Raw genomic sequence first — 19,863 nt, forward strand, 5'->3', positions numbered from 1 at the left:
ATAGCCATCATAACTCAATCACAATCGACTGCTGACGCAGATGGTCCCGCGTCATTTCAGTCGTTTACGCGCGTCTCGATCCTCGAAAGAGGGCCGGGCGATTGCGCGTGTCTTCATAGAGAATGCGGACTGATCTGGCCTTGTGGGATGTGACCGGGCCGCACGAACTTTCGTACTGGATTGGCGGTATCCGACTTGTCCGGAGAATTTATAACAGGATGGGTACGGACATTTAAGAAACGGGCTATTGTCAGCGCACAGCGAGCCATTCGGGCAGGGGAGAAAGGCTGGCGCATGTCAGTCGTCCGCCTGTCAGGGCTGTGGGGGCGCCGGTAATGGTCGGGGCGGAGAGCGGTAGTTTTCGCAGGGTGCGTACGGCCAGAAATCCGAAACATTCCGCTTCAAGATCATCGCCATTCCAGCCCAGTTTTTCAACGGAAAGGACCGGGGCAGGCAGGGCGTATTTCAGCTGTTCCATGAGTACCGGGTTGCGTCGGCCACCTCCACACACATACCAGGCCGCGGGCTGGCATGGCAGTGGTGTCCGCCGGATGGCTTCGACCGTGAATGCGACTAGCGTGGCTGCTCCGTCCTCTGGTGAGAGTGTCTTTACGGCGTTCATGGCGCGGTGAAAGGTCAGGCGGTCCAGTGACTTTGGCGCCGGGCGGGAAAAATAGGGATCTGCGAGCAGAGGCTCTAGAATGTCTGTGTGGACCATGCCCGAACGTGCCAGCGCGCCGTCAATATCGCAGGCGGTCCCTGTATGAAGAAATGCCCAGTCATCCAGAAGGGCGTTGCCGGGGCCGGTATCACAGGCATGAATGTCTCCGCCCGCATCCACCAGGGTCACATTTGCAACGCCTCCGATATTCAGGATGGCAACGGACCCCTCATGCCCGTGAAGCAGTGCGGCATGATACCAGGGGGCCAAAGGGGCTCCTTCTCCGCCGGCGGCGACGTCCGCGCTACGAAAATCATGGATGACCGGAAGGCCGGTTTCGCGGGACAGCAGGGCAGCGTCACCGATCTGCCAGGTCAGCTGTCGTTCCGGTGCGTGCAGGATGGTCTGTCCATGAAACCCGATCAGATCGATCGTGTCCGTCTGGCGCCGCAGGAGTTCGACGGCTTCGATGTGGCGCAGGGTGATGTCCCGCTCGATAGCGCGCAATTCCGGATCATCCGGGCTTGTCGTTGCTGCACGGGAGAGAAGGTCGCGGGCACGGTTCCGCAGTTCCGGAGAATATTCCAGGCTCAGTCCGGGGCCATGCGAGACGATTTTCTCGCCATCCGTGCGGACAAGGGCTGCGTCCACGCCATCCAGCGAGGTGCCACTCATCAGCCCTATGGCAGTCAGGCATCGCATCAGTCGTGCTCCTCGGATGTCTGCAGCTCCACGACGAAATCATAGAGATCGGCGCGGTAGCAGGAAAATGTGACCTCGAGGACGCGTCCGTCCGGAAGGAAAGAACGCCGCTCGATCTCGAGAATGGCCGTGGGGTGGCTGATATGGAGCAGTTCGGCTTCGTGCAGCGTGGCCATTCGCGCCCGGATCCGCTGAAGCGCCCGCACCGGCAGCAGTCCGTGGGCTTTCAGGGCCGCGTAAAACGATTCCCTGACCAGTTCCGGCGATGCCAGATCCCGACGTGAGATGACGGCTGTCTCGATGGCCATTGGCTCACCGTCGGCGGTCCGGATCCGCTTCAGGCGCAGGACCGGGGCTGCCGGAGCAATGCCCAGCGCCATGGCTTCATCCGGGCTGGCGCCTGCCGCGCGTTTGTCCAGCCAGATTGACGACGGTTCATAGCCACGGGCGCGCATGTCGTCGGAAAATCCCATCAGGACCGAGAGCGGCTGCTGGATCCTGCGGGATACGAATGTTCCTGCACCGGGGCGTTGTGTTAACAACCCGGCCGTCACCAGCTGTTCAAGGGATTTGCGAACGGTCACACGCGATACGCCTGTCAGCTCGGCCAGTTCGCGCTCTGGCGGGACGGTGTCGCCACCGCGGAGCGTTCCGCTGTTGATCAGTTCGCGCAGGCGTTCAGCCAGTTGCAGGTACAGGGGTTTGCGATCCGTCTGGTCGGGCTTCAGGGCAGCAAAAATGTCTTCCGTGTGCTTCACGTCCATAAAAGCCTTAGCCCCGATCTGTCTGCGCTGCCATGACGGCGCGCAGGTCGCCTGCGTGTTGCGCCAGTGCGGTTTCTGCCTCTTCCGCCGTCAGGCCGGCACGGATGAGAATGGCGCGCTTGACGTTCTGATGGCTGGCCTGCAGTGCGGCCTCGATTTCTTCAGAGGTTCCACCGGCCAGATCATGCACCATGCGGGCTGCCCGCTTTTCAAGCTTGGCGTTAACGACACGCATATCCACCATCTGTCCGCGATAGCCGTGTCCGAGTTGGATCATCAACGTCGTGGACAGCATGTTCAGGACGGCTTTCTGGGCTGTTCCGGCCTTGAGCCGCGTGGAGCCTGCAATGACTTCGGGGCCTGTCACGATGGCTATTCCCAGTTCTGCTTCCCTGAGCAGACGGCCATCTTTATTGCAGCTGATTCCGACGGTCAGTGCGCCGGTGTTACGCGCGGCTGCGATGGCAGCGCAGGTATAGGGGGTTGCGCCACTGGCTGCGATGCCGAACACGACATCGTCTGGACCGGGATTGTGGGACAGGATTTCCGTGCATGCGGTCTCTTCGCGGTCTTCGGCACCTTCCACGGCTTCAAACAGGGCTGTTGTGCCGCCTGGCAGCATCAGGACAAGGCGTTCGGAGGGCCAGCCGAAGGTTGGGGTGAGTTCCACGCCGTCCTGAAGGCCCACGCGGCCTGATGTGCCGGCACCGACATAGAACAGCCTTCCGCCTGCGCGTAGGCGCGGCAGTGCGGCCGTGATGACGTCATTCATCTGGGGGATTGCTGCGCGGGCGACGGCTGTGGCCGTCATCTGAGCTTCAGCCAGAGCGTCCAGCACCGAGATTGCCAGCCACAGGTCGATGTCACCGTAACGCGGGTCCTGCTGTTCGGTCCCTGTCGGTGCTGTCGAAGATGTCTGGATCGTGTTCGTGGCGGTCATTGGCCTCAGTTCTTTCGGGTGTCGTGAGCCGACTGGAATTCCTGTCGGGCCGACCCGGTGAAAAGCATGGAAAAGCGGGCGGTCATCAGCATTCCGGCTATGCCGAGGGGGACGAGCCAGGGAAAAGCCACATGATAGCCTGTGTATTGCAGGAACTTCATGGTTGCTGCCATGCCCGCCAGTGACGTCAGGAAACCCGCCAGGGCATCGCGTGCACGGGCGGCGGGATAGAGCATGCCGAAGAGAAAGACTCCGAGGGTTGGGCCATAGGACCATCCTGCGATCGTCAGGCCCAGAATAACTGCGGACTGCTCTCCCTGGGTGAACCAGAGTGCAACCAGAACCAGCGCGATACTCCACAGCAATGTCATGAGACGGGGGGCAAACAGGGGGCTTTCCCTGAACCCGAAGAAGCGCCCCCACTGTTTCAGGAAACGTTCCGGGAGGGGGCCGAAATCTGTCAGGGATGCACCGGCCATGGCGTTGAGGGTGGAGGACAGGGAACCCATCGTGGCGCTCAGGACGCCTGCGAGCAACAGGCCGCCAAGTCCGGCTGGCAGGCCTGAGACGATGTAGTTTGGAAACAGCTCGTCGGGTGAGTGCAGTCCAAGAGCGGTCAGGGAGGTGCCTTGATGCGTTATCCAGAGCTGCACGCCGACGAGGGACAGCAGGCCGAACAGGAACGCCACGACGAATGCGCTTCCCACAAGGGCGTACCGGGCATCACGAAGATTTCTGGCCGCCAGCAGTCGCTGCACCATGAGCTGGTCCGAACCATGGGAGGCGACCGAAAGGATAGCGCCCCCGACCAGTGCCGCGAGAGGTGTAAAGGGATCGGAGAGCAGTGTTCTGACATGCAGGGTGTGGAACGGTGACATCTTTCCGGCAGTCCAGGCCAAGGTCCACCCATCGGATGGAAGGTCGTGCATCAGCAGGAAGGCGCAGGCGGCGGCACCGAAAAGATAAATGCAGAGCTGTATGGTGTCAGACCAGACAACGGCTTTCAGGCCGCCCAGAACCGTATAAGCCAGCGTAAAAGCGATAATGAGGGTCAGGACGAGCAAATGGTTCAGGAAAATTCCATTGTGTTCCAGCATCCATGTCAGAGGCAGTAACCCCGCGGACAGGCGAACGCCTTCGGCCAGAAGCCGTGTGACAAGGAAGGCGCCGGATGCCGCGCATTGTAGTCCCGGGCCGAAACGCTCGCCCAGATATTGGTAGGCGCTTCTGATCTGGCCCTGTGCGTAAAGTGGCAGAAACCAGATGGCCACGATCAGCCGGCCTATCAGATATCCTCCGGCCAGGCCGAGAAACACCATGCCTGATGTATAGCCAATGCCCGGGATGCTGATGAATGTCAGGGTCGAGGTTTCTGTTGCCACGAGTGAAAGGCAGATCGCCCACCAGGGAAGGTCATGTGAGGCAGAAAGAAAATCGCCGGGCGTTTTTCCGCGCCGCGACACCATGATCGCCACGAGGGGAAGCAACAGGAAATATGCGCAGATTACGGCTATGTCGGTAAAGCGCATGAAGCATGTCCCCTTGTTCGTTTCGATATAGGAGAGTTATGATACCAGATCAATACCAGGTTCATGGCGTTTCCTGAGAAAGAGCTGGCTCATCACGGTTAGCCTGAAATTCGAGGCGCACAAGGTCTTCAGGCTTTTCGATTTTGCGATTCGGCTTCGAAATGGGTTGAATGAGGTTTGATTCCGGTATTAGATTGGCATTAATGGTGGTGCCTTTCCGTACATCACATGAACGGCTGGCCTTCCTTCGGGCGTGGTCTACGTGATGGCCGGATGTTCGTGTCTGAATTCAATTATTCTCTGTGTCAGGAGTTATGATGTCGCATCTTGAAGGCCGGCTTGTTCTGCGTGACCGCATTGTTTCCGGTCGGGTCAGTTTCGACAGTCATATACGTGATATTGCGCCGCTGTCCGAAACCACGGACCGTTACATTCTGCCGGGTTTCATTGACGGACATGTTCATGGGGGTGGGGGAGCCGACACGATGGATGGTGTGGCGGCCATCGAAACGCTGTCACGCTTTCATCTTGCTCATGGTACGACAACGATCCTGCCCACCACGATTACCGCACCCTGGCCGGAGGTCATGGATGCCTTGCGTGCCGTGGCGGAAGTTTGTGACCGAGGTGTGCAGGCTGGGCCGCGCATTCATGGTGCGCATCTGGAAGGGCCGTTTGTCAGCCCGCACAAGCTTGGTGCGCAGCCGCCATTCAATATCGAACCGACCACCGATCGTGTGGCGGAAGCCATTGCGACGGGATGTGTGCGTGTCGTGACGATTGCGCCGGAGCTGGAACACGCGCCGACGGCCATGAAAGCTTTTGCATATGCGGGTGTCAGGGTCAGTCTTGGACATACCACGACGGATTACGATGGAGCCGAACGGGCGATCTGTCTTGTCTGTGCTGCCGGGGGCACCATAGGCGCGACCCATCTGTTCAATGCCATGTTGCCCATCGAGGGTCGGCGTCCGGGGCCTGTTACGGCACTGATGTGTAGTGATGTGGCTTATGGCGAGATGATCTTCGACACCCATCATGTCCATCCTGCCAGCTTCCGGCTGGCGGAGCGCATGATGGGCAACCGGCTGCTGTTCGTGACGGATGCCATGCGCGGCACCGGTGAAGCGGATGGACCCAGTCAGCTGGGCGGGCAGGATGTGGTGATCCGTGATGGCGTGGTCCGTCTGCCTGACGGTACGCTTGCGGGAAGTGTGCTCACGCTGGATCAGGCGTTGCGCAATGCCGTGCAGGCCGGGATGTCCCTGCCGAAGGCTGCGCGTCTGGTCAGTACGAATGCAGCCGCCTATCTCGGCCTGCATGACCGAGGTGCCATTGCGCCGGATATGCTGGCAGATTTTACGGTTTTGGACGACAGCCTTCAGGTCATTGAAGTCTGGGTCAATGGCGAACGCCGGGCATGAATGTCCGGACTGGAATGATAAAGCCCATGAACATCATCGTCACCGATCATCCTGATCAGGCCTTCCAGCGTACGGCCGGGATCATTGCGGATGAGATCCGCAGCTCTTCGACGCCGGTTCTGGGGCTTGCGACGGGTCGGACGATGGAAAGCATCTATCGTCTTCTGGTGCAGCAGTATGAAGCGGGAATGCTGGATTTCTCCGGTGCCACGTCTTTCAATCTGGACGAATATGTCGGGCTTTCTGCGGCAGATCCGAACTCATACAGCCATTATATGCGGGAGCATCTGTTCGCGCATGTGAATATGCCTGATGGGAAGGCGCATGTTCCTGATGGCGTCGCGGCGGATCTGGATGCGGAATGTGCGCGTTACGAAGCGATTATCAGGGCTTCGGGCGGGATCGGCCTGCAGCTTCTGGGTATTGGGGAGACCGGTCATATCGGTTTTAACGAACCGCCCTCCGCTTTCGATAGCCGGACGCGGGTGGTGCATCTGGATGAAGTTACGCGTCGGCAGAACAGCGGCATGTTCGGTAACGATCCGGAGCGGGTTCCGGAACGCGCCCTGACAATGGGCGTCGGAACGATCCTTGAAGCCCGGCATCTTCTGCTGGTGGCTGTCGGGGATGGGAAGGCGGCCATCATCAATGACGCCCTGAATGGTCCGATCAGTGAAGACGTAAGCGCCACGGCCATCCGGTTTCATGACAATGTCACCGTCATTCTGGACAGGGCCGCTGCCAGCATCTGGGCGCAGAACAGGTCCTGATCTCTATCGGTCGCTTTGTGTGGAGAGGGCCTCGGTGAGTTCGAATGCGTTCCGTGTGGCGGCGCCGAAGGTTGTATTGTCGTAGATGGTCCAGACTTCAGCGCCCTGATCCCTAAGAGTGGCCACGGTTTCTGCCTGTTCTGCGATGGCTTCTTTTTCGTAGGGGGATTCGTAGATGCGTGGCGAGCCATGAAGCCGGAAATATGCCAGACCCTGCCATCCTCCAGGATGAGCTACGGCAGGGACGGGTTTGGCTGGATCGGCTGCGACCCGTGAGACCTGTTGCCTCTGCAGCATCTGATCGATCTCGGGGTTGAACCAGCTGGCATGTCTGGGTTCAAGCACGACCGGTCCCGCAAGAAGGCGTTTCAGTTCCTCGAGAAAGGCTTCAGCGGTCTCGCCGGGGTAAGCGAAACCCGGTGGAAGCTGGACCAGGACAGGGCCGCGTTTATTGCCCAGGCCACTCGTTTCATCGACGAATTTTTCGACAAGGTCCTGGCAGTCGATCAGGCGGCGTTCATGCGTGATTGCCTTGGTCAGTTTGACGGAAAAGCGGAATGAGGGCGGGACACTTGCTGCCCAGCGTTCATAGGTCGTGCGGCGATGTGGCCTGTAGAAACTGCTGTTGATCTCGACGCAGGACAGGCGTGTTCCGTAGCGCTCCAGATGTGTGCCGTCCGGGGGAAACTGCCCGGCCATTGCAGAAGGAATTGACCAGCCGGCAACGCCGATGCGGAGGGACATGAGCGGTTTCCTTGGATCCGGGCCATGGTGATGGAGCACTGTACGCCCTTGGTCTGTGAGAGAAAAGGAGTGCTGCTGTCTCTCACTGTGATGGGATCTGCTCTTGCCTGCTGGTGTGTTCCCGGTGTCGGGAAGGCTAAGAACAACTTACGGTAGGATAGAAAAAAACATACATTCCGTTATCGTTCCGAAGTTCGTTAGATTTTTCCGCAAGGTGATCGGCTGAGTGCGGGAGGTCACCGGGAAATATTCAGAACGCTCTGATGTCCGGGTTGAGCAACGGGCATGTGGTGGACGAACGGGAAGAAGATCAGCCGATGAAGACAGTCTCCATTCCTCTGGGTGTCATGCTGCTCACATGTGCTGCGAGCCAGCTTGTCTGTATGCAGGCCTATGCGGCTGACGCGGCATCGGATCGCAGGACTGCTCCGGCTTCCAAGGCGCCGGGTAGGCATATTTCTTCCGGCAAGAAGGTGACTTCGCTCCCCAAGGAAGACGAAACCGTCATCGTGACCGGAACGCGTGATCCGCATCAGACCGTCCGCAAGAGTGCCAGCCCGATCCAGGTTGTCACTTCTGCCGAAATTTCCCGCACGGGCCAGTCCGATCTCCGTGATGCCCTGACGCAGCTCACGCCGTCCCTGACGCGTGCTCCGCTTCTGATCGGCAATGCCAACATGGTGGATGTTCTGCGTCTGCGGGGGCTGTCTCCCAATCACACCCTGATCCTCGTCGATGGAAAACGCCGTCACGCGACTTCGGTGCTGTCCAATAATTCCGGGCCGCAGCAGGGATCGAACGGTGTTGATATCGACATGATCCCGATCTCTGCGATCGATCATGTGGAAATCCTTCAGGACGGCGCCGCTGCCCTCTACGGCTCCGATGCCGTCGCAGGCGTCATCAACATCATTCTCAAACATCGCAAGTCCGGCATCACGATGCAGGCTACCAATGGCGGACGTTACGCTGGGGACGGTTTCCAGTCCGGAGAGTCCATCAACGCGGGCTTCGATCTGATGGGACGCGGCTTTTTCGATCTGAGCGCGGAATACAAATACCAGGATCATACCATCCGCAATTCGGCCGACAGCCGGAACGGCAAGTATGACTTCAAGGACGAGGGCGATCCGCGTCAGCAGCGCGGCACCATCTCCTACAACATGCAGTATGACTTCCTGCCCGATCTGTCCCTGTATTCGTTCTCGACTTACGGCCATCGCTATGGCGAGAGCTATCAGGATGCGCGTGTCGCGTCTTCGGACTGGCCCATGTATCCCAACGGGTTCAGCCCGAAGGAAAGCGTTTCGGAAGACGATTACAGCGTCACTCTCGGTCTGAAGGGTGAGAAGTTCGGCTGGAACTGGGATCTCAGCACGACTTATGGCAGCGACCATACGTCGATGGATCTCTTCAACACCGTCAATCCATCGCTCTATGCGGCAACGGGGGCTTCTCCGACGAGCTTCCATGAAATGGCGTTCACCAATACCCAGTGGACGAATGATTTCGGCATCCATCGCAGCTTCCACACGCCGATCTTCGCAGGCCCGATCAATCTCGCAATGGGCGCGCAGTACCGCTATGACGAGTTTGACATCATGTCCGGTGACGCCAACTCGTATTACGGCACCGGCCCACAGGGTCTGCACGGTCTGAGCCCGCAGAACGCCAGTGAAAGCAACCGTGATGTCACGGCCGGTTATGTCGAACTCTCCATGCGGCCGCTGAAGAACTGGCAGGTCGATTTCGCCGGGCGCTACGAATATTACACGGATGCCGGGGACACGAAGACCGGCAAGGTCTCCACGCGCTACGATTTCAATAAGTATTTCGCCCTGCGCGGGACGATTTCGAACGGCTTCAGTGCACCGTCCCTGCTTCAGGAACACTGGTCCAACCTGTCCGTCGCGCCGACCTACGCAACGGGTTATCTGCCGGTCAATTCCGCCGGCGCTCGCCTGATCGGGGCCAAGCCGCTCCATCCGGAACACACGATGAGCTACAGCGCGGGCTTCACGCTGGACCCGCTGCCGCGCCTGCATATCAGTGTCGATGCGTATCAGATCACCATCAAGAACCGCATCCTGGCGGCAGGCGTCTATAACGGTGCGAATGCGATCGAAGCCCTCCGTCTCGACGGCTTCACCGTGCCGTCCACGCTTCAGTCCAACGCCGTCACCGCCTCCTATTACGCCAACGCGGCCGACACGCGGACGCGGGGCCTGGACGTGACCGCCCGATACGAAACCCGCTTCCGCGACTGGGGCAAGATCGACTGGGACGTGGCCCTGAACCTCAACGAGACGGATCTGACCCATACGGGCAAGGACGGGAACGGCAACAGTCTGCTGAACTCCCAGCAGGCCGCTTACATCACGAGCTATACGCCCAAGAACAAGCTGATCTTTGGCGGCACCTGGCAGTACAAGAAGCTCGGCGTGTCGGTCCATGAAGTCCGCTACGGCCACGCGACCTCGTCCCTGACCTATTATGAAGGCCCGCTGGCCTATTCGAATACCGACTTCATGCGCTACGTGAACAAGGCCCGTTTCGAGACCAATCTGGCCGTGTCCTATCAGGTCCTGCCGCAGCTTGGGCTGACGCTCGGCGGGAACAATGTCGGCAACGCGAAGCAGCGCCGCATTCCCAAGGAGTTCCGCTACCTTGGTGCGTTCCAGTATGACTATCAGATTGAACAGCTCGGCTATAACGGTGGATACTACTACCTGCAGGCCAATCTGAACTTCTAGGAAACGCGCTTCATGAGGGTGCCAGATACGGGAGAAAGCTCCTGACAGGGAAGGGTATCCGTCATCGTTCCGGAATGCTGCGCCTGATCGGTCCTCTGGTTGGGGCTAACGGTCTGGCGTGGCTTCTGGCGTTTCTGCTGTTCCACGGAAATGCGCTTCTTCTGGGCGCTGCGGCCCTTTCATATGGACTGGGTCTGCGTCACGCTCTGGATGCGGACCATATTGCCGTCATTGACAACGTCACCCGCGCTGCCCTGCGCGAGAACCGGCAGGCCCGCGCGGCAGGACTGTTCTTCTCGATGGGTCACTCCACGATCGTCTGTCTGGCCACACTCGTGATCGTTCTCGCCGGACAGCATTACCGCACGCAGATTGATGCGTTTGCGGTGCAGGGTGGCCTGTTTGGAACGTGGATCTCCGTCCTGTTCCTGCTCGTCATCGCCACCCTCAACGCCACGACCCTGCATGATCTGTGGCGCAGACGGCGCGGCGCAGAAACCACTCACCCTGAAATGCCACCCCGGGGCCTCGCCCGGCTGCTCATCCCGGTCCTGCGTCAGGTCTCGGTCAGCTGGCATCTCTATCCGGTCGGGTTTCTCTTCGGCCTGGGCTTCGATACCGCTTCGGAAATCAGCCTTCTGGGCATCTCCATCGTCCAGAACCAGCACGGCCTGCCGATCTGGCAGATCATGATGTTCCCGCTGCTCTTCACCGCCGGAATGGCCCTGCTGGACACGGCCGACAGCATCCTGATGCACGGCCTCTACCAAAGGGCAGGGCGCAGGATGAACTGGAATCTGGCCCTGACCACCATCTCCGTTATGCTGGCGCTCGTGATTGCAGGGATCGAACTGGTGAACCTTCTTGCGGACCATCTGCCGGGACTGGAAACGCTCACATCTCTCGCCAGCCTGCTGTCCGATCATTTTGAGCTGATCGGCGCCGCCGTCTTCTGCGCGTCCGTCCTCGGATGGTTCCTGCTGCGTTCCGGCCGGGAGGAGCCTGCATGAGCACGGCAGTTCTGCAACGCGCCAGAGGCTGGTTCGGTCTGACGGCAAAACTCCGTGACGGGCAGACCGTCCGTGGCGATCTGGAGCAGGGCGGGTGCTGCCGTCTATTGTTCCCACGCGTGGATGGCGCGTCGCTGGAAGCCGTCACCGTCAATATTTCCGGTGGCATCGCGGGCGGAGACCGGATTGAAGGCCGCATCGCCTGCGCTCCGGACACGGAACTGCTGGTCACATCGCAGGCCGCAGAACGCATCTACCGCGCCCGCGCCAGCGATATCCCGCCCGAAATCCTCACCTCCTGTCACATCGCGGCCGGAGCCCGGCTGGACTGGCTGCCTCACGGCACAATCTTTTTCGATGGCAGCCAGCTCCGGCGGCACATGACGGTCGAGATGGAGGCATCATCCAGCTTCCTTTTCCTTGAAAGCCGGATGTTCGGCCGCACCGGCTCGGGCGAAATCCTGCAAACACTGGCCCTGCGGGACCGGCTGACAGTCCGGCGGGACGGGCGTCTGATTCTGGAAGACCTCGTACGGCTGGAGAGCGACGACATGTCCGCTCTGATGGCCCGCAAAGCCGTGAGTTCGGACCAGTTCGCAGTCGTCACGTTGGTATTGGTTTCGCCCGTCGCAGAAGTGCGTCTTGAGGCGGTGCGCGACGTGCTGGACGCCATCGCGCCGCATGAGTTTGCAGCATCGGCGTGGAATGGCATGCTGGTCATCCGCGGGGTGGCATCGGGCTGCTGGTCGCTGGAAAAGCCGATCAGACAGATCCTGCCGGTCCTGCGGGACGGGCGCCCCATGCCGGCCACATGGCGGTCATGACACAGAGTTCGGAACGGAGCAGGACATGAAACTTACCCCCCGTGAAAAGGACAAGCTGCTGGTGGCGATGGCGGCAAACGTCGCACGCCGCCGGCTGGAACGCGGTGTCGTGCTCAATTATCCGGAAGCCGTGGCCCTCATCACTGATCACGTCGTCGAAGGCGCGCGGGACGGCAAAAGCGTGGCCGAACTCATGGCCAGTGGCGGCCGTGTTCTGACGCGCGACCAGGTCATGCAGGGCGTGGCCGAAATGATTCATGACGTGCAGGTGGAAGCGACTTTCCCCGATGGCACAAAGCTGGTGACCGTTCATGACCCGATACGCTGAATCCCTCGCCGCCGGGGCCATTCCCGGCGAAATCCTGCCCGCCGAAGGCGAGATCGCGCTTAACGAAGGCCAGCCGCGCCGGACGCTTCTGGTGACGAATACCGGTGACCGGCCGGTGCAGGTCGGCAGCCACTATCATTTTGCCGAGGTAAATCCGGCCCTGAAATTCGATCGTGCGCAGGCCAGAGGCTGGCGTCTCGATGTGGCGTCAGGCGGGGCCATCCGTTTTGAACCCGGGCAGGATCGCGAAGTCACGCTCGTGCCTCTGCGTGGCCTGCGGCGCGTCGTGGGCTTCCGGGGCGATGTCATGGGGAGTGTGGATCAGTGATGCGTCTTTCCAGACATGACTATGCCGGACAGTTCGGCCCCACGGTCGGCGATCGCCTGCGCCTCGCCGATACAGCCCTTCTGGTCGAAATCGAGCGCGACTACACGACCTATGGCGAGGAAGTCCGCTTCGGCGGCGGCAAGACCATCCGTGACGGCATGGGCCAGTCGCAGGTCACGCGGGCCGAAGGAGCGGCAGATACCGTCATCACCAATGCGGTAATCATCGATCACTGGGGGATCGTGAAGGCCGATGTTGCGCTCCGGGACGGGCGGATCGCGGCCATCGGCAAGGCAGGCAATCCCGACATCCAGCCGGGCGTGGACATCATCATCGGCCCGGGCACGGAAATCATCGCGGGGGAGGGCAAGATCCTGACCGCCGGCGGGATCGACAGCCACATCCATTTCATCTGCCCGCAGCAGATCGAGGAAGCGCTGGCATCGGGTATCACGACCATGCTTGGCGGCGGCACCGGCCCCGCCACCGGCACGGCCGCCACGACCTGCACACCCGGCCCCTGGCATCTGGCGCGGATGCTCCAGGCGGCGGAAGCCTTCCCGGTCAATCTGGCGTTCGCGGGCAAGGGCAATGCCTCCCGCCCGGACGGACTGGAGGAAATGGTACGCGCCGGGGCCTGCTGCCTCAAACTGCATGAAGACTGGGGCTCAACCCCCGCCGCCATCGACTGCTGCCTGAGCGTTGCAGACCGCATGGACGTGCAGGTCATGATCCATACCGATACGCTGAACGAAAGCGGCTTCGTCGAGGATACGATCGCCGCCTTTCAGGGCCGCACGATCCACGCCTTCCACACGGAAGGCGCGGGCGGGGGCCATGCGCCGGACATCATTCGCGTGGCAGGCCTGCCCAACGTCCTGCCATCCTCGACCAACCCCACGCGCCCGTTCACCGTCAACACGCTGGACGAACATCTGGACATGCTGATGGTCTGCCATCACCTGGACCAGCGCGTGCCGGAAGACATCGCCTTCGCCGAAAGCCGCATCCGCCGCGAGACGATCGCCGCCGAGGACATTTTCCATGATATGGGCGTGCTTTCGATGATGTCGTCGGACAGTCAGGCCATGGGCCGTGTCGGCGAAGTCCCGCTGCGCACATGGCAGACGGCCCATAAAATGAAAATCCAGCGCGGCTCTCTGGCCGGGGATGGGGCTGCGGATAATGCCCGGGTAAAGCGCTATATCGCCAAATACACCATCAATCCCGCCATCTCACATGGTCTGTCCCATGAAGTCGGATCGGTCAAGGTCGGCAAGCTGGCGGATCTGGTCCTGTGGGACCCCGCTTTCTTTGGCGTCAAACCCGATCTGGTCATCAAGGGCGGCGCCATCGTCTATGCGATGATGGGCGATCCCAACGCCTCGATCCCCACGCCACAGCCCGTGCATGGCCGCATGATGTTTGGCGGCTATGGCGGCGCGCTGACCCATACCAGCCTGACCTTCGTGTCACAGGCCGCGCTGGAAGACGATATCGGCAAAAAGCTGGGTCTGCGTCGGCCGCTCTCGGCCGTTTCGAACGTGCGTGGCGGGATCGGCAAGCGCAGCATGATCCATAACGACGCCATGCCCCATATCGAAGTCGATCCTGAAACCTATGAAGTGCGGGCTGATGGCGTGCTCCTGACCTGCGAGCCCGCCGATGTCCTGCCCATGGCCCAGAGGTATTTCCTGTTCTGATGACCCAAATCCTGGATATCCTTCCCGTCGGAAGCTGGCCCGAAGCCGAGGCCAGCGGTACCTTCGCCGCCGATTATGAAGGGCGGCACCGTCGCCGGATGATGCTCACCCTGCAAAACGGTGAGAAAATCCGGCTGGAGCTGGAACATGCCCGCCTGCTTCAGGCCGGGGAAGGGCTGCGTCTGGAGGACGGGCGCATCATCCGCGTGGAAGCCCTGCCCGAAGAGCTGATGGAAGTCACCGCCCACAGCCTCCTGCAACTGCTTCAGCTCGCCTGGCATCTGGGCAACCGGCACCTGCCCGCCGCCATTTCGGAACACGCCATTCTCGTGCGCCGTGATCACGTCATTGCCGACATGATCCATGGTCTGGGCGGGCATGTGCGCATGGTGGAAGCGCCGTTCGACCCGGAAAGCGGAGCCTATGCCTCCCGTGCGGGCAACCACGAGCCGCACCACCACGGCGACGTGCACCATCACCACACGCATGACTGAAACCCCGCTCCCGGAAGCAGGAGCCGCCTTCCTGCGCCTCCTGTCTTGGGTGTCGCCCGCCTTTCCAACAGGCGGATATGCCTACAGCCACGGTCTGGAATGGGCGGTGGAAAGCGGGGACGTCATGGATGTCGCAACGCTTTGCGACTGGATCGGCTGCCTGCTGGAGCACGGCGCGCCGGGCAGCGACCTGATTATCCTTCAGGAAGCCTGGAGCGCCGCGCACGACATGCCCCGTCTGCGCGACCTGGCGGAATTTGCCTGCGCCTGCGCCTCATCGCGGGAGCGGTACGACGAAACAGTCTATCAGGGCGAAGCCTTCCTCAAGGCCGCGTCCGTCTGGCCCGTCACGCCTGATCCGTCCGAACTGCGCGGCACACGCTGGCCTCTTCCGGTCACGCAGGGGCTGGTGTTCCGTCGCGGCGGTCTGGCGCTGGAACAGGCGCTGCTCTCGGGTGGATACGCCACCATCGCAGCCCTCGTCTCCGCAGCCGTGCGCCTCGTGCCACTGGGACAGACGGACGGCCTGCACGCGCTGGCCAAGCTGGAACCACGTCTCTCACGCGCCGTGAGTGTTACGGAACACCGGACGCTGGACGATGTCGGGGGCGCGTGCTTCCGCTCGGACCTCGCGGCCATGCATCACGAAACCCAGACAACGAGGTTGTTCAGAACATGACAAAAGCAAAGCACGGCCCGCTGCGAGTCGGCATCGGCGGACCGGTGGGGACGGGCAAGACAGCCCTGATGGATGCGCTGTGCCGGACGTTCCGCGACGAGTACAACATCGCCGCCATCACGAACGACATCTACACGCGCGAAGACGCCGAGTTCCTGACCCGCGCGGGGTCCCTCCCGCCGGAACGGATCAAGGGGATCGAAACGGGCGGCTGCCCCCACACGGCCATCCGCGAAGACGCCAGCATCAATCTGGCGGGCATCGCGGAACTGACGGAGCGCTTCGAGGGGCTGGATCTGGTTCTCGTGGAGAGCGGCGGCGACAATCTGGCCGCGACCTTCAGTCCCGAACTGGCCGACCTGACGATCTATGTGATCGACGTCTCGGCCGGCGACAAGATCCCCCGCAAGGGTGGTCCGGGCATTACCCGAAGCGACCTGCTGGTCATCAACAAGATCGATCTTGCGCCTTATGTCGGTGCCGATCTGGGCGTGATGGACCGCGACAGCAAAAAGATGCGCGGCACACGGCCCTTCGTTTTCGCCAATATCCGCGCGGGTGAGGGCGTCCCCGCCATTGCCCGCTTCATCATCGAACAGGGCGGGCTCTAAGAACCTGTTCCGGCTGCCCCTGCGAGAAGGGCAGCCGGAGTGGCGTTTCAGGCTTTGTCAGCGCCCTTGGAGCGCTGAAGCATCCCGAACAGATCGCGCGGATCATCCGGATCGGCGAGCATGTCCAGCTTCTCGTACAGGCCGGTTGCGTCCAGCTTGTTGCGCACATAGCGCAGGGCCGAGAAGTCCTCGATCGCAAAGCCCACGGAATCAAACAGCGTGATCTGGCTGTCACTGGCGCGGCCCTTCGCTTCGCCGTTGATGACCTGCCACAGCTCCGTCACCGGATAGTCTTCGGGAAGCTGCTGGATCTCGCCTTCGATGCGCGTCTGCGGCGGATATTCCGCAAAGATGGAGGACCGCAGCAGGATGTCGCGCTGAAGCTCCGTCTTGCCCGGGCAGTCCCCGCCCACTGCGTTGATGTGAATCCCCGCGCCAACCATGTTGTCGGACAGGATCGTCGCGCACTGCTTGTCAGCTGTGACGGTCGTGATGATGTCCGCCCCGTCCACGGCCTCTTCACTGCTGTCGCAGATCGTGATGTCGAAGCCCTGTCCGCTTAGATTGCGGGCGCATTTCTCCGAAGCCGTCCGGTCCAGATCATACAGGCGCAGGGCGCGGATCCCGACGATCTCGCGGAACGCCATCGCCTGGAACTCGGACTGCGCACCGTTGCCGATGATCGCCATCGTCTTCGAATTTGCCGGTGCCAGATATTTCGCGGCCATGGCCGACGTCGCCGCCGTGCGAAGAGCCGTCAGCAGCGTCATTTCGGACAGAAGCGTCGGATAACCCGAAGCGACATCCGCCAGCATGCCGAACGCCGTAACCGTCTGGAGGCCTTCCTTCGTGTTCTTGGGATGGCCGTTGACGTATTTGAACCCATACAGGCTGCTGTCGCTCGTCGGCATCAGTTCGATGACGCCTTCAGCCGAATGCGCGGCCACCCGCGGCGTCTTGTCGAATTCCGGCCAGCGCTTGAAATCGGCCTCAAGATACTCCGCAAGCTCGCGCAGGAAGGTCTCGATCCCGATGGTGTGGACCAGCGCCATCATGTTCTCGACCGAGACGAACGGCACGAAGGCGAGATGGGACGGGGCGGGGGCGAAGGAAGTCATCTCAGTAGGTCCTTGTCTTGCGTTCGAGAACACGGCGGCCAAAGAGGCTGGCGGCCAGATCGGTCATGAGCAGGGCGGTCTTGGCGCGGACGTCGAGGAACGGGTTGAGTTCCGCCAGATCCAGCGACGTCACGAGCCCGCTGTCATGCAGCATCTCCATGATGAGATGCGCCTCACGGAAGGTCGCACCGCCATTGACGGTGGTGCCGACCGCCGGTGCGATGTCCGGGTCGAGGAAATCCACGTCCAGGCTGACATGCAGGCGGCCATTGGCAGCGCGGACGCGGTCCAGAAAGCTGGTCAGCGGGCCGACAATGCCCTGCTCGTCAATGGCGCGCATGTCGAAGACGGTGATGCCGATTTCCGCGACATGGCGCTTCTCGGCCTGATCGACGGATCGGATGCCCATCATGCACATGTTGCGTGGATCGACGGGCGCGGCAGGCGGCGGAAAGCCCTCGAAGCCGGACTGGCCCGTGAAATAGGCGACAGGTGTGCCGTGCAGATTGCCGCTGGTGGTCGTGTGCAGTGTGTGCAGGTCAGTATGGGCATCCAGCCACAGGACAAACTGGGGCTGCCCCAGATCCTGCGTGTGGCGAGCGATGCCGGAGACCGTGCCGGCGGACATGGAGTGATCGCCACCCAGGAAAATCGGGAAATCGCAGGCTTTCGCCATCTCGTAAGCCCGCTCACCGACGCTTTTCGTCCAGGCGATGATCGCGTCCAGATTGCGTACGGCAGGGTTGGAGTGGCTCACATCCGGCATCGCGGCGGGCACGGCGTCTCCCACATCCTCAACCTGCCATCCGAGCTCCTGCAGGATTTCGGGCAGTCCCGCGATGCGAAAGGCCGTCGGGCCCATGATGCAGCCTCTTTCGGAGGTTCCGCTCTGGGTGGGGACTCCCAGAATCTGGCACGTCTTCATCTCAACTCCTTTCCGATACTCTGCGCCGGGGCTTCAGCCCTGACGCGAAAAATGGCTGACAAACCTGTCGAAGCGCTCATCCATACCGCCTTTGAACAGGTCCTGCGGGGTACCCTGGACGCGGACGGTTCCTTTTTCCAGAAACACGACCCGGCTTGAGACATCCCGCGCGAACGCCATTTCATGCGTGACAATCAGCATGGTCCTGCCCTCGGCCGCCAGATCCTGCATGACTTTGAGCACTTCCCCGACCAGTTCCGGGTCCAGCGCGGAGGTCGGCTCGTCGAACAGCAGGACGCGCGGGCGCATGACGATGGCGCGGGCAATCGCGACCCGCTGCTGCTGCCCGCCGGAGAGCTGGGACGGATAGTAATCCGCCCGGTTCAGCAGACCGACACGGTCCAGAGCCTTTTCGGCTTCCTCACGCACCTCGTGGCGGTTGCGTCCCTGAACATGGACCGGGCCTTCCATGACGTTCTGTAACACCGTCCGGTGGCTCCACAGGCAGAAATTCTGGAACACCATGCCGACCTGCGAGCGCAGGCGGTTGACCTGCCGCGCATCCGCAATCTGCCGCTCTGCGCCTTTCATGCGGAAACGGACATCCTCGCCCAGCACGTTGAGCGTGCCGCCCGAAGGAACTTCCAGAAGGTTCAGACAGCGCAGGAATGTGGATTTTCCCGAGCCGGAAGCGCCCAGGATCGAAATCACCTCGCCTTCATGTGCGTCCAGATCAACGCCGCGCAGGACGTGCAGGGCACCATAGCGTTTCGTCAGGCCGGTGGCGCTGATGACGGGGGAGGCGGACAGGGCCCCTGTGGCGGACTGGATCGGTTCCATGGAAACTCCGGAAAAGACGGGGGCGTCTGGGTCAGACCCGGCGACAGGGTGTGAGGCGGCGTTCAAGGAGATGGACCCCCGTGGCAATCACGAAGGTCAGGGCAAGATAGATCAGACCCGCAACCGTGAAGATTTCTTCCGAACGATAGGTCTTCGAGACCAGCCTGTAAGCCAGACCCGTAACATCCATCAGCGTGATCACACTGGCGAGCGACGTCGCCTTCAGCAGCAGGATGGCCTCGTTGCCGTAATTGGCCAGCCCGTATTGCAGAGCCTGCGGCCAGATGATCCGCCGGCGCAGCAGCAGCCCGGACATGCCCATCGCGCGCGCCGCCTCGATCTCCCGCGGGGGAACCGCCGCGACGGCGCCACGGATGATTTCCGCACCATAGGCCGAGGTATTGAGCGAGAGCGCAAGAATGGCGCACCAGTAGGCCTGCTGCAAAAACGGCCAGGCAAAGGACGCGCGCAGAAAATCGATCTGCCCGAAGCCGTAATAGACGATGAAAATCTGTACCAGCAGCGGCGTGCCCTGAAAGAGCATCACATAAAGCGCAGCCAGCCAGCGCGCCGGAGCAAACCGGCTCCCGGCTAGGGCAGCGATCCCGACCGCCAGCGCAAACCCCGCGCAGAGCGACGTCGCTGCCAGCCGGAGGGTCAACGGCACGCCTGTGAGAAGCGTCTTCGCCGTTGCGAAAAGAAAAGGCCAGTCCATT

General features: G+C 61.3%; 20 protein-coding genes. 11 read left to right on the forward strand and 9 right to left on the reverse strand.

Annotated elements, in window-relative coordinates; genetic code table 11:
• Positions 1-250 precede the first annotated feature (250 nt).
• From GRO01_RS11880 to GRO01_RS11895, 4 genes are read right to left on the reverse strand one after another with little or no spacing between them, the layout of a single operon-like run.
• Positions 251-1,363 carry an anhydro-N-acetylmuramic acid kinase gene (locus GRO01_RS11880; protein ID WP_141307045.1) on the reverse strand — a complete coding sequence of 371 codons (1,113 nt, stop codon included), beginning with the start codon at positions 1,361-1,363 and terminating at the stop codon, positions 251-253.
• Positions 1,363-2,127, reverse strand: coding sequence for a GntR family transcriptional regulator (locus GRO01_RS11885; protein WP_083541191.1), 765 nt, complete (start codon positions 2,125-2,127; stop codon positions 1,363-1,365). The genes GRO01_RS11880 and GRO01_RS11885 overlap by 1 nt, the downstream gene beginning before the upstream one ends.
• A gap of 7 nt (positions 2,128-2,134) precedes the next feature.
• Positions 2,135-3,067 carry an N-acetylmuramic acid 6-phosphate etherase gene (locus GRO01_RS11890; protein ID WP_062507183.1) on the reverse strand — a complete coding sequence of 311 codons (933 nt, stop codon included), beginning with the start codon at positions 3,065-3,067 and terminating at the stop codon, positions 2,135-2,137.
• A gap of 5 nt (positions 3,068-3,072) precedes the next feature.
• Entirely contained in the window at positions 3,073-4,596 is a 1,524-nt protein-coding gene (locus tag GRO01_RS11895; protein WP_062507185.1) for a sodium:solute symporter, read from the reverse strand.
• Positions 4,597-4,913: 317 nt separating this feature from the next.
• Here GRO01_RS11895 and nagA point away from each other — a divergent pair, with 317 nt between their 5' ends.
• Complete coding sequence (nagA, locus tag GRO01_RS11900; protein ID WP_174787457.1) at positions 4,914-6,020, forward strand: N-acetylglucosamine-6-phosphate deacetylase; 1,107 nt, start codon at positions 4,914-4,916, stop codon at positions 6,018-6,020.
• Positions 6,021-6,046: 26 nt separating this feature from the next.
• Positions 6,047-6,790 carry a glucosamine-6-phosphate deaminase gene (gene nagB / locus GRO01_RS11905; protein ID WP_062507189.1) on the forward strand — a complete coding sequence of 248 codons (744 nt, stop codon included), beginning with the start codon at positions 6,047-6,049 and terminating at the stop codon, positions 6,788-6,790.
• A gap of 3 nt (positions 6,791-6,793) precedes the next feature.
• On the opposite strand, the gene GRO01_RS11910 is transcribed toward nagB, so the two are convergent.
• Positions 6,794-7,534, reverse strand: a complete 741-nt coding sequence (locus tag GRO01_RS11910; protein ID WP_062507191.1) for a DUF72 domain-containing protein — start codon at positions 7,532-7,534, stop codon at positions 6,794-6,796.
• A gap of 263 nt (positions 7,535-7,797) precedes the next feature.
• Between GRO01_RS11910 and GRO01_RS11915 the strand changes: the two genes are divergently transcribed.
• From GRO01_RS11915 to ureG, 9 genes are all read left to right on the forward strand, one after another.
• A complete protein-coding gene (locus GRO01_RS11915) occupies positions 7,798-10,287 on the forward strand; it encodes a TonB-dependent receptor plug domain-containing protein (RefSeq protein ID WP_244926381.1) in 2,490 nt (829 codons plus the stop codon).
• Between the two features lie 74 nt (positions 10,288-10,361).
• Positions 10,362-11,297, forward strand: coding sequence for a HoxN/HupN/NixA family nickel/cobalt transporter (locus GRO01_RS11920; RefSeq protein WP_062507195.1), 936 nt, complete (start codon positions 10,362-10,364; stop codon positions 11,295-11,297).
• Positions 11,294-12,121, forward strand: a complete 828-nt coding sequence (locus tag GRO01_RS11925; protein ID WP_062507197.1) for an urease accessory protein UreD — start codon at positions 11,294-11,296, stop codon at positions 12,119-12,121. Before GRO01_RS11920 ends, GRO01_RS11925 begins: the two co-directional genes overlap by 4 nt.
• A 25-nt stretch (positions 12,122-12,146) precedes the next feature.
• A complete protein-coding gene (locus tag GRO01_RS11930) occupies positions 12,147-12,449 on the forward strand; it encodes an urease subunit gamma (RefSeq protein WP_041111843.1) in 303 nt (100 codons plus the stop codon).
• Positions 12,433-12,777, forward strand: coding sequence for an urease subunit beta (locus GRO01_RS11935; RefSeq protein WP_062507200.1), 345 nt, complete (start codon positions 12,433-12,435; stop codon positions 12,775-12,777). Before GRO01_RS11930 ends, GRO01_RS11935 begins: the two co-directional genes overlap by 17 nt.
• Positions 12,774-14,480: an urease subunit alpha gene (gene ureC, locus GRO01_RS11940; RefSeq protein WP_062507202.1), complete on the forward strand. Its 1,707-nt coding sequence runs from the start codon at positions 12,774-12,776 to the stop codon at positions 14,478-14,480. The genes GRO01_RS11935 and ureC overlap by 4 nt, the downstream gene beginning before the upstream one ends.
• On the forward strand, positions 14,480-14,974 hold the full coding sequence (locus GRO01_RS11945; protein WP_062507204.1) for an urease accessory protein UreE: 495 nt from the start codon (positions 14,480-14,482) through the stop codon (positions 14,972-14,974). Before ureC ends, GRO01_RS11945 begins: the two co-directional genes overlap by 1 nt.
• Positions 14,967-15,653: an urease accessory protein UreF gene (locus GRO01_RS11950; protein WP_062507206.1), complete on the forward strand. Its 687-nt coding sequence runs from the start codon at positions 14,967-14,969 to the stop codon at positions 15,651-15,653. Before GRO01_RS11945 ends, GRO01_RS11950 begins: the two co-directional genes overlap by 8 nt.
• Positions 15,650-16,264 (forward strand): urease accessory protein UreG, encoded by a 615-nt coding sequence (gene ureG / locus GRO01_RS11955; RefSeq protein ID WP_062507209.1) that lies wholly within the window; start codon positions 15,650-15,652, stop codon positions 16,262-16,264. The genes GRO01_RS11950 and ureG overlap by 4 nt, the downstream gene beginning before the upstream one ends.
• Positions 16,265-16,311: 47 nt before the next feature.
• Here the strand turns inward: ureG and GRO01_RS11960 are convergent, their stop codons facing one another.
• Genes GRO01_RS11960 through GRO01_RS11975 form a run of 4 tightly spaced genes read right to left on the reverse strand, consistent with a single transcriptional unit; the run spans position 16,312 to position 19,862 of the window.
• Complete coding sequence (locus GRO01_RS11960; RefSeq protein WP_062507211.1) at positions 16,312-17,382, reverse strand: ornithine cyclodeaminase; 1,071 nt, start codon at positions 17,380-17,382, stop codon at positions 16,312-16,314.
• Position 17,383: 1 nt separating this feature from the next.
• Positions 17,384-18,307: an arginase gene (gene rocF / locus GRO01_RS11965; RefSeq protein ID WP_062507213.1), complete on the reverse strand. Its 924-nt coding sequence runs from the start codon at positions 18,305-18,307 to the stop codon at positions 17,384-17,386.
• Positions 18,308-18,340: 33 nt separating this feature from the next.
• On the reverse strand, positions 18,341-19,147 hold the full coding sequence (locus GRO01_RS11970) for an ABC transporter ATP-binding protein (RefSeq protein ID WP_062507215.1): 807 nt from the start codon (positions 19,145-19,147) through the stop codon (positions 18,341-18,343).
• Between the two features lie 31 nt (positions 19,148-19,178).
• The gene (locus GRO01_RS11975) at positions 19,179-19,862 is read right to left on the reverse strand and encodes an ABC transporter permease (RefSeq protein WP_062507217.1); all 684 of its coding nucleotides are present in this window, start codon (positions 19,860-19,862) and stop codon (positions 19,179-19,181) included.
• Position 19,863 lies beyond the last annotated feature (1 nt).

This window comes from Gluconobacter roseus NBRC 3990, assembly GCF_006538885.1.
Lineage (GTDB): Bacteria > Pseudomonadota > Alphaproteobacteria > Acetobacterales > Acetobacteraceae > Gluconobacter > Gluconobacter roseus.

Excerpts from the sequence above, each read along its gene's own strand:
- GRO01_RS11880 (WP_141307045.1), bottom strand. The coding sequence starts at position 1,363 with ATGCGATGCCTGACTGCCATAGGGCTGATGAGTGGCACCTCGCTGGAT.
- GRO01_RS11885 (WP_083541191.1), bottom strand. The coding sequence starts at position 2,127 with ATGGACGTGAAGCACACGGAAGACATTTTTGCTGCCCTGAAGCCCGAC.
- GRO01_RS11890 (WP_062507183.1), bottom strand. The coding sequence starts at position 3,067 with ATGACCGCCACGAACACGATCCAGACATCTTCGACAGCACCGACAGGG.
- GRO01_RS11895 (WP_062507185.1), bottom strand. The coding sequence starts at position 4,596 with ATGCGCTTTACCGACATAGCCGTAATCTGCGCATATTTCCTGTTGCTT.
- nagA (WP_174787457.1), top strand. The coding sequence starts at position 4,914 with ATGTCGCATCTTGAAGGCCGGCTTGTTCTGCGTGACCGCATTGTTTCC.
- nagB (WP_062507189.1), top strand. The coding sequence starts at position 6,047 with ATGAACATCATCGTCACCGATCATCCTGATCAGGCCTTCCAGCGTACG.
- GRO01_RS11910 (WP_062507191.1), bottom strand. The coding sequence starts at position 7,534 with ATGTCCCTCCGCATCGGCGTTGCCGGCTGGTCAATTCCTTCTGCAATG.
- GRO01_RS11915 (WP_244926381.1), top strand. The coding sequence starts at position 7,798 with ATGTCCGGGTTGAGCAACGGGCATGTGGTGGACGAACGGGAAGAAGAT.
- GRO01_RS11920 (WP_062507195.1), top strand. The coding sequence starts at position 10,362 with ATGCTGCGCCTGATCGGTCCTCTGGTTGGGGCTAACGGTCTGGCGTGG.
- GRO01_RS11925 (WP_062507197.1), top strand. The coding sequence starts at position 11,294 with ATGAGCACGGCAGTTCTGCAACGCGCCAGAGGCTGGTTCGGTCTGACG.
- GRO01_RS11930 (WP_041111843.1), top strand. The coding sequence starts at position 12,147 with ATGAAACTTACCCCCCGTGAAAAGGACAAGCTGCTGGTGGCGATGGCG.
- GRO01_RS11935 (WP_062507200.1), top strand. The coding sequence starts at position 12,433 with ATGACCCGATACGCTGAATCCCTCGCCGCCGGGGCCATTCCCGGCGAA.
- GRO01_RS11945 (WP_062507204.1), top strand. The coding sequence starts at position 14,480 with ATGACCCAAATCCTGGATATCCTTCCCGTCGGAAGCTGGCCCGAAGCC.
- GRO01_RS11950 (WP_062507206.1), top strand. The coding sequence starts at position 14,967 with ATGACTGAAACCCCGCTCCCGGAAGCAGGAGCCGCCTTCCTGCGCCTC.
- ureG (WP_062507209.1), top strand. The coding sequence starts at position 15,650 with ATGACAAAAGCAAAGCACGGCCCGCTGCGAGTCGGCATCGGCGGACCG.
- GRO01_RS11960 (WP_062507211.1), bottom strand. The coding sequence starts at position 17,382 with ATGACTTCCTTCGCCCCCGCCCCGTCCCATCTCGCCTTCGTGCCGTTC.
- rocF (WP_062507213.1), bottom strand. The coding sequence starts at position 18,307 with ATGAAGACGTGCCAGATTCTGGGAGTCCCCACCCAGAGCGGAACCTCC.
- GRO01_RS11970 (WP_062507215.1), bottom strand. The coding sequence starts at position 19,147 with ATGGAACCGATCCAGTCCGCCACAGGGGCCCTGTCCGCCTCCCCCGTC.
- GRO01_RS11975 (WP_062507217.1), bottom strand. The coding sequence starts at position 19,862 with ATGGACTGGCCTTTTCTTTTCGCAACGGCGAAGACGCTTCTCACAGGC.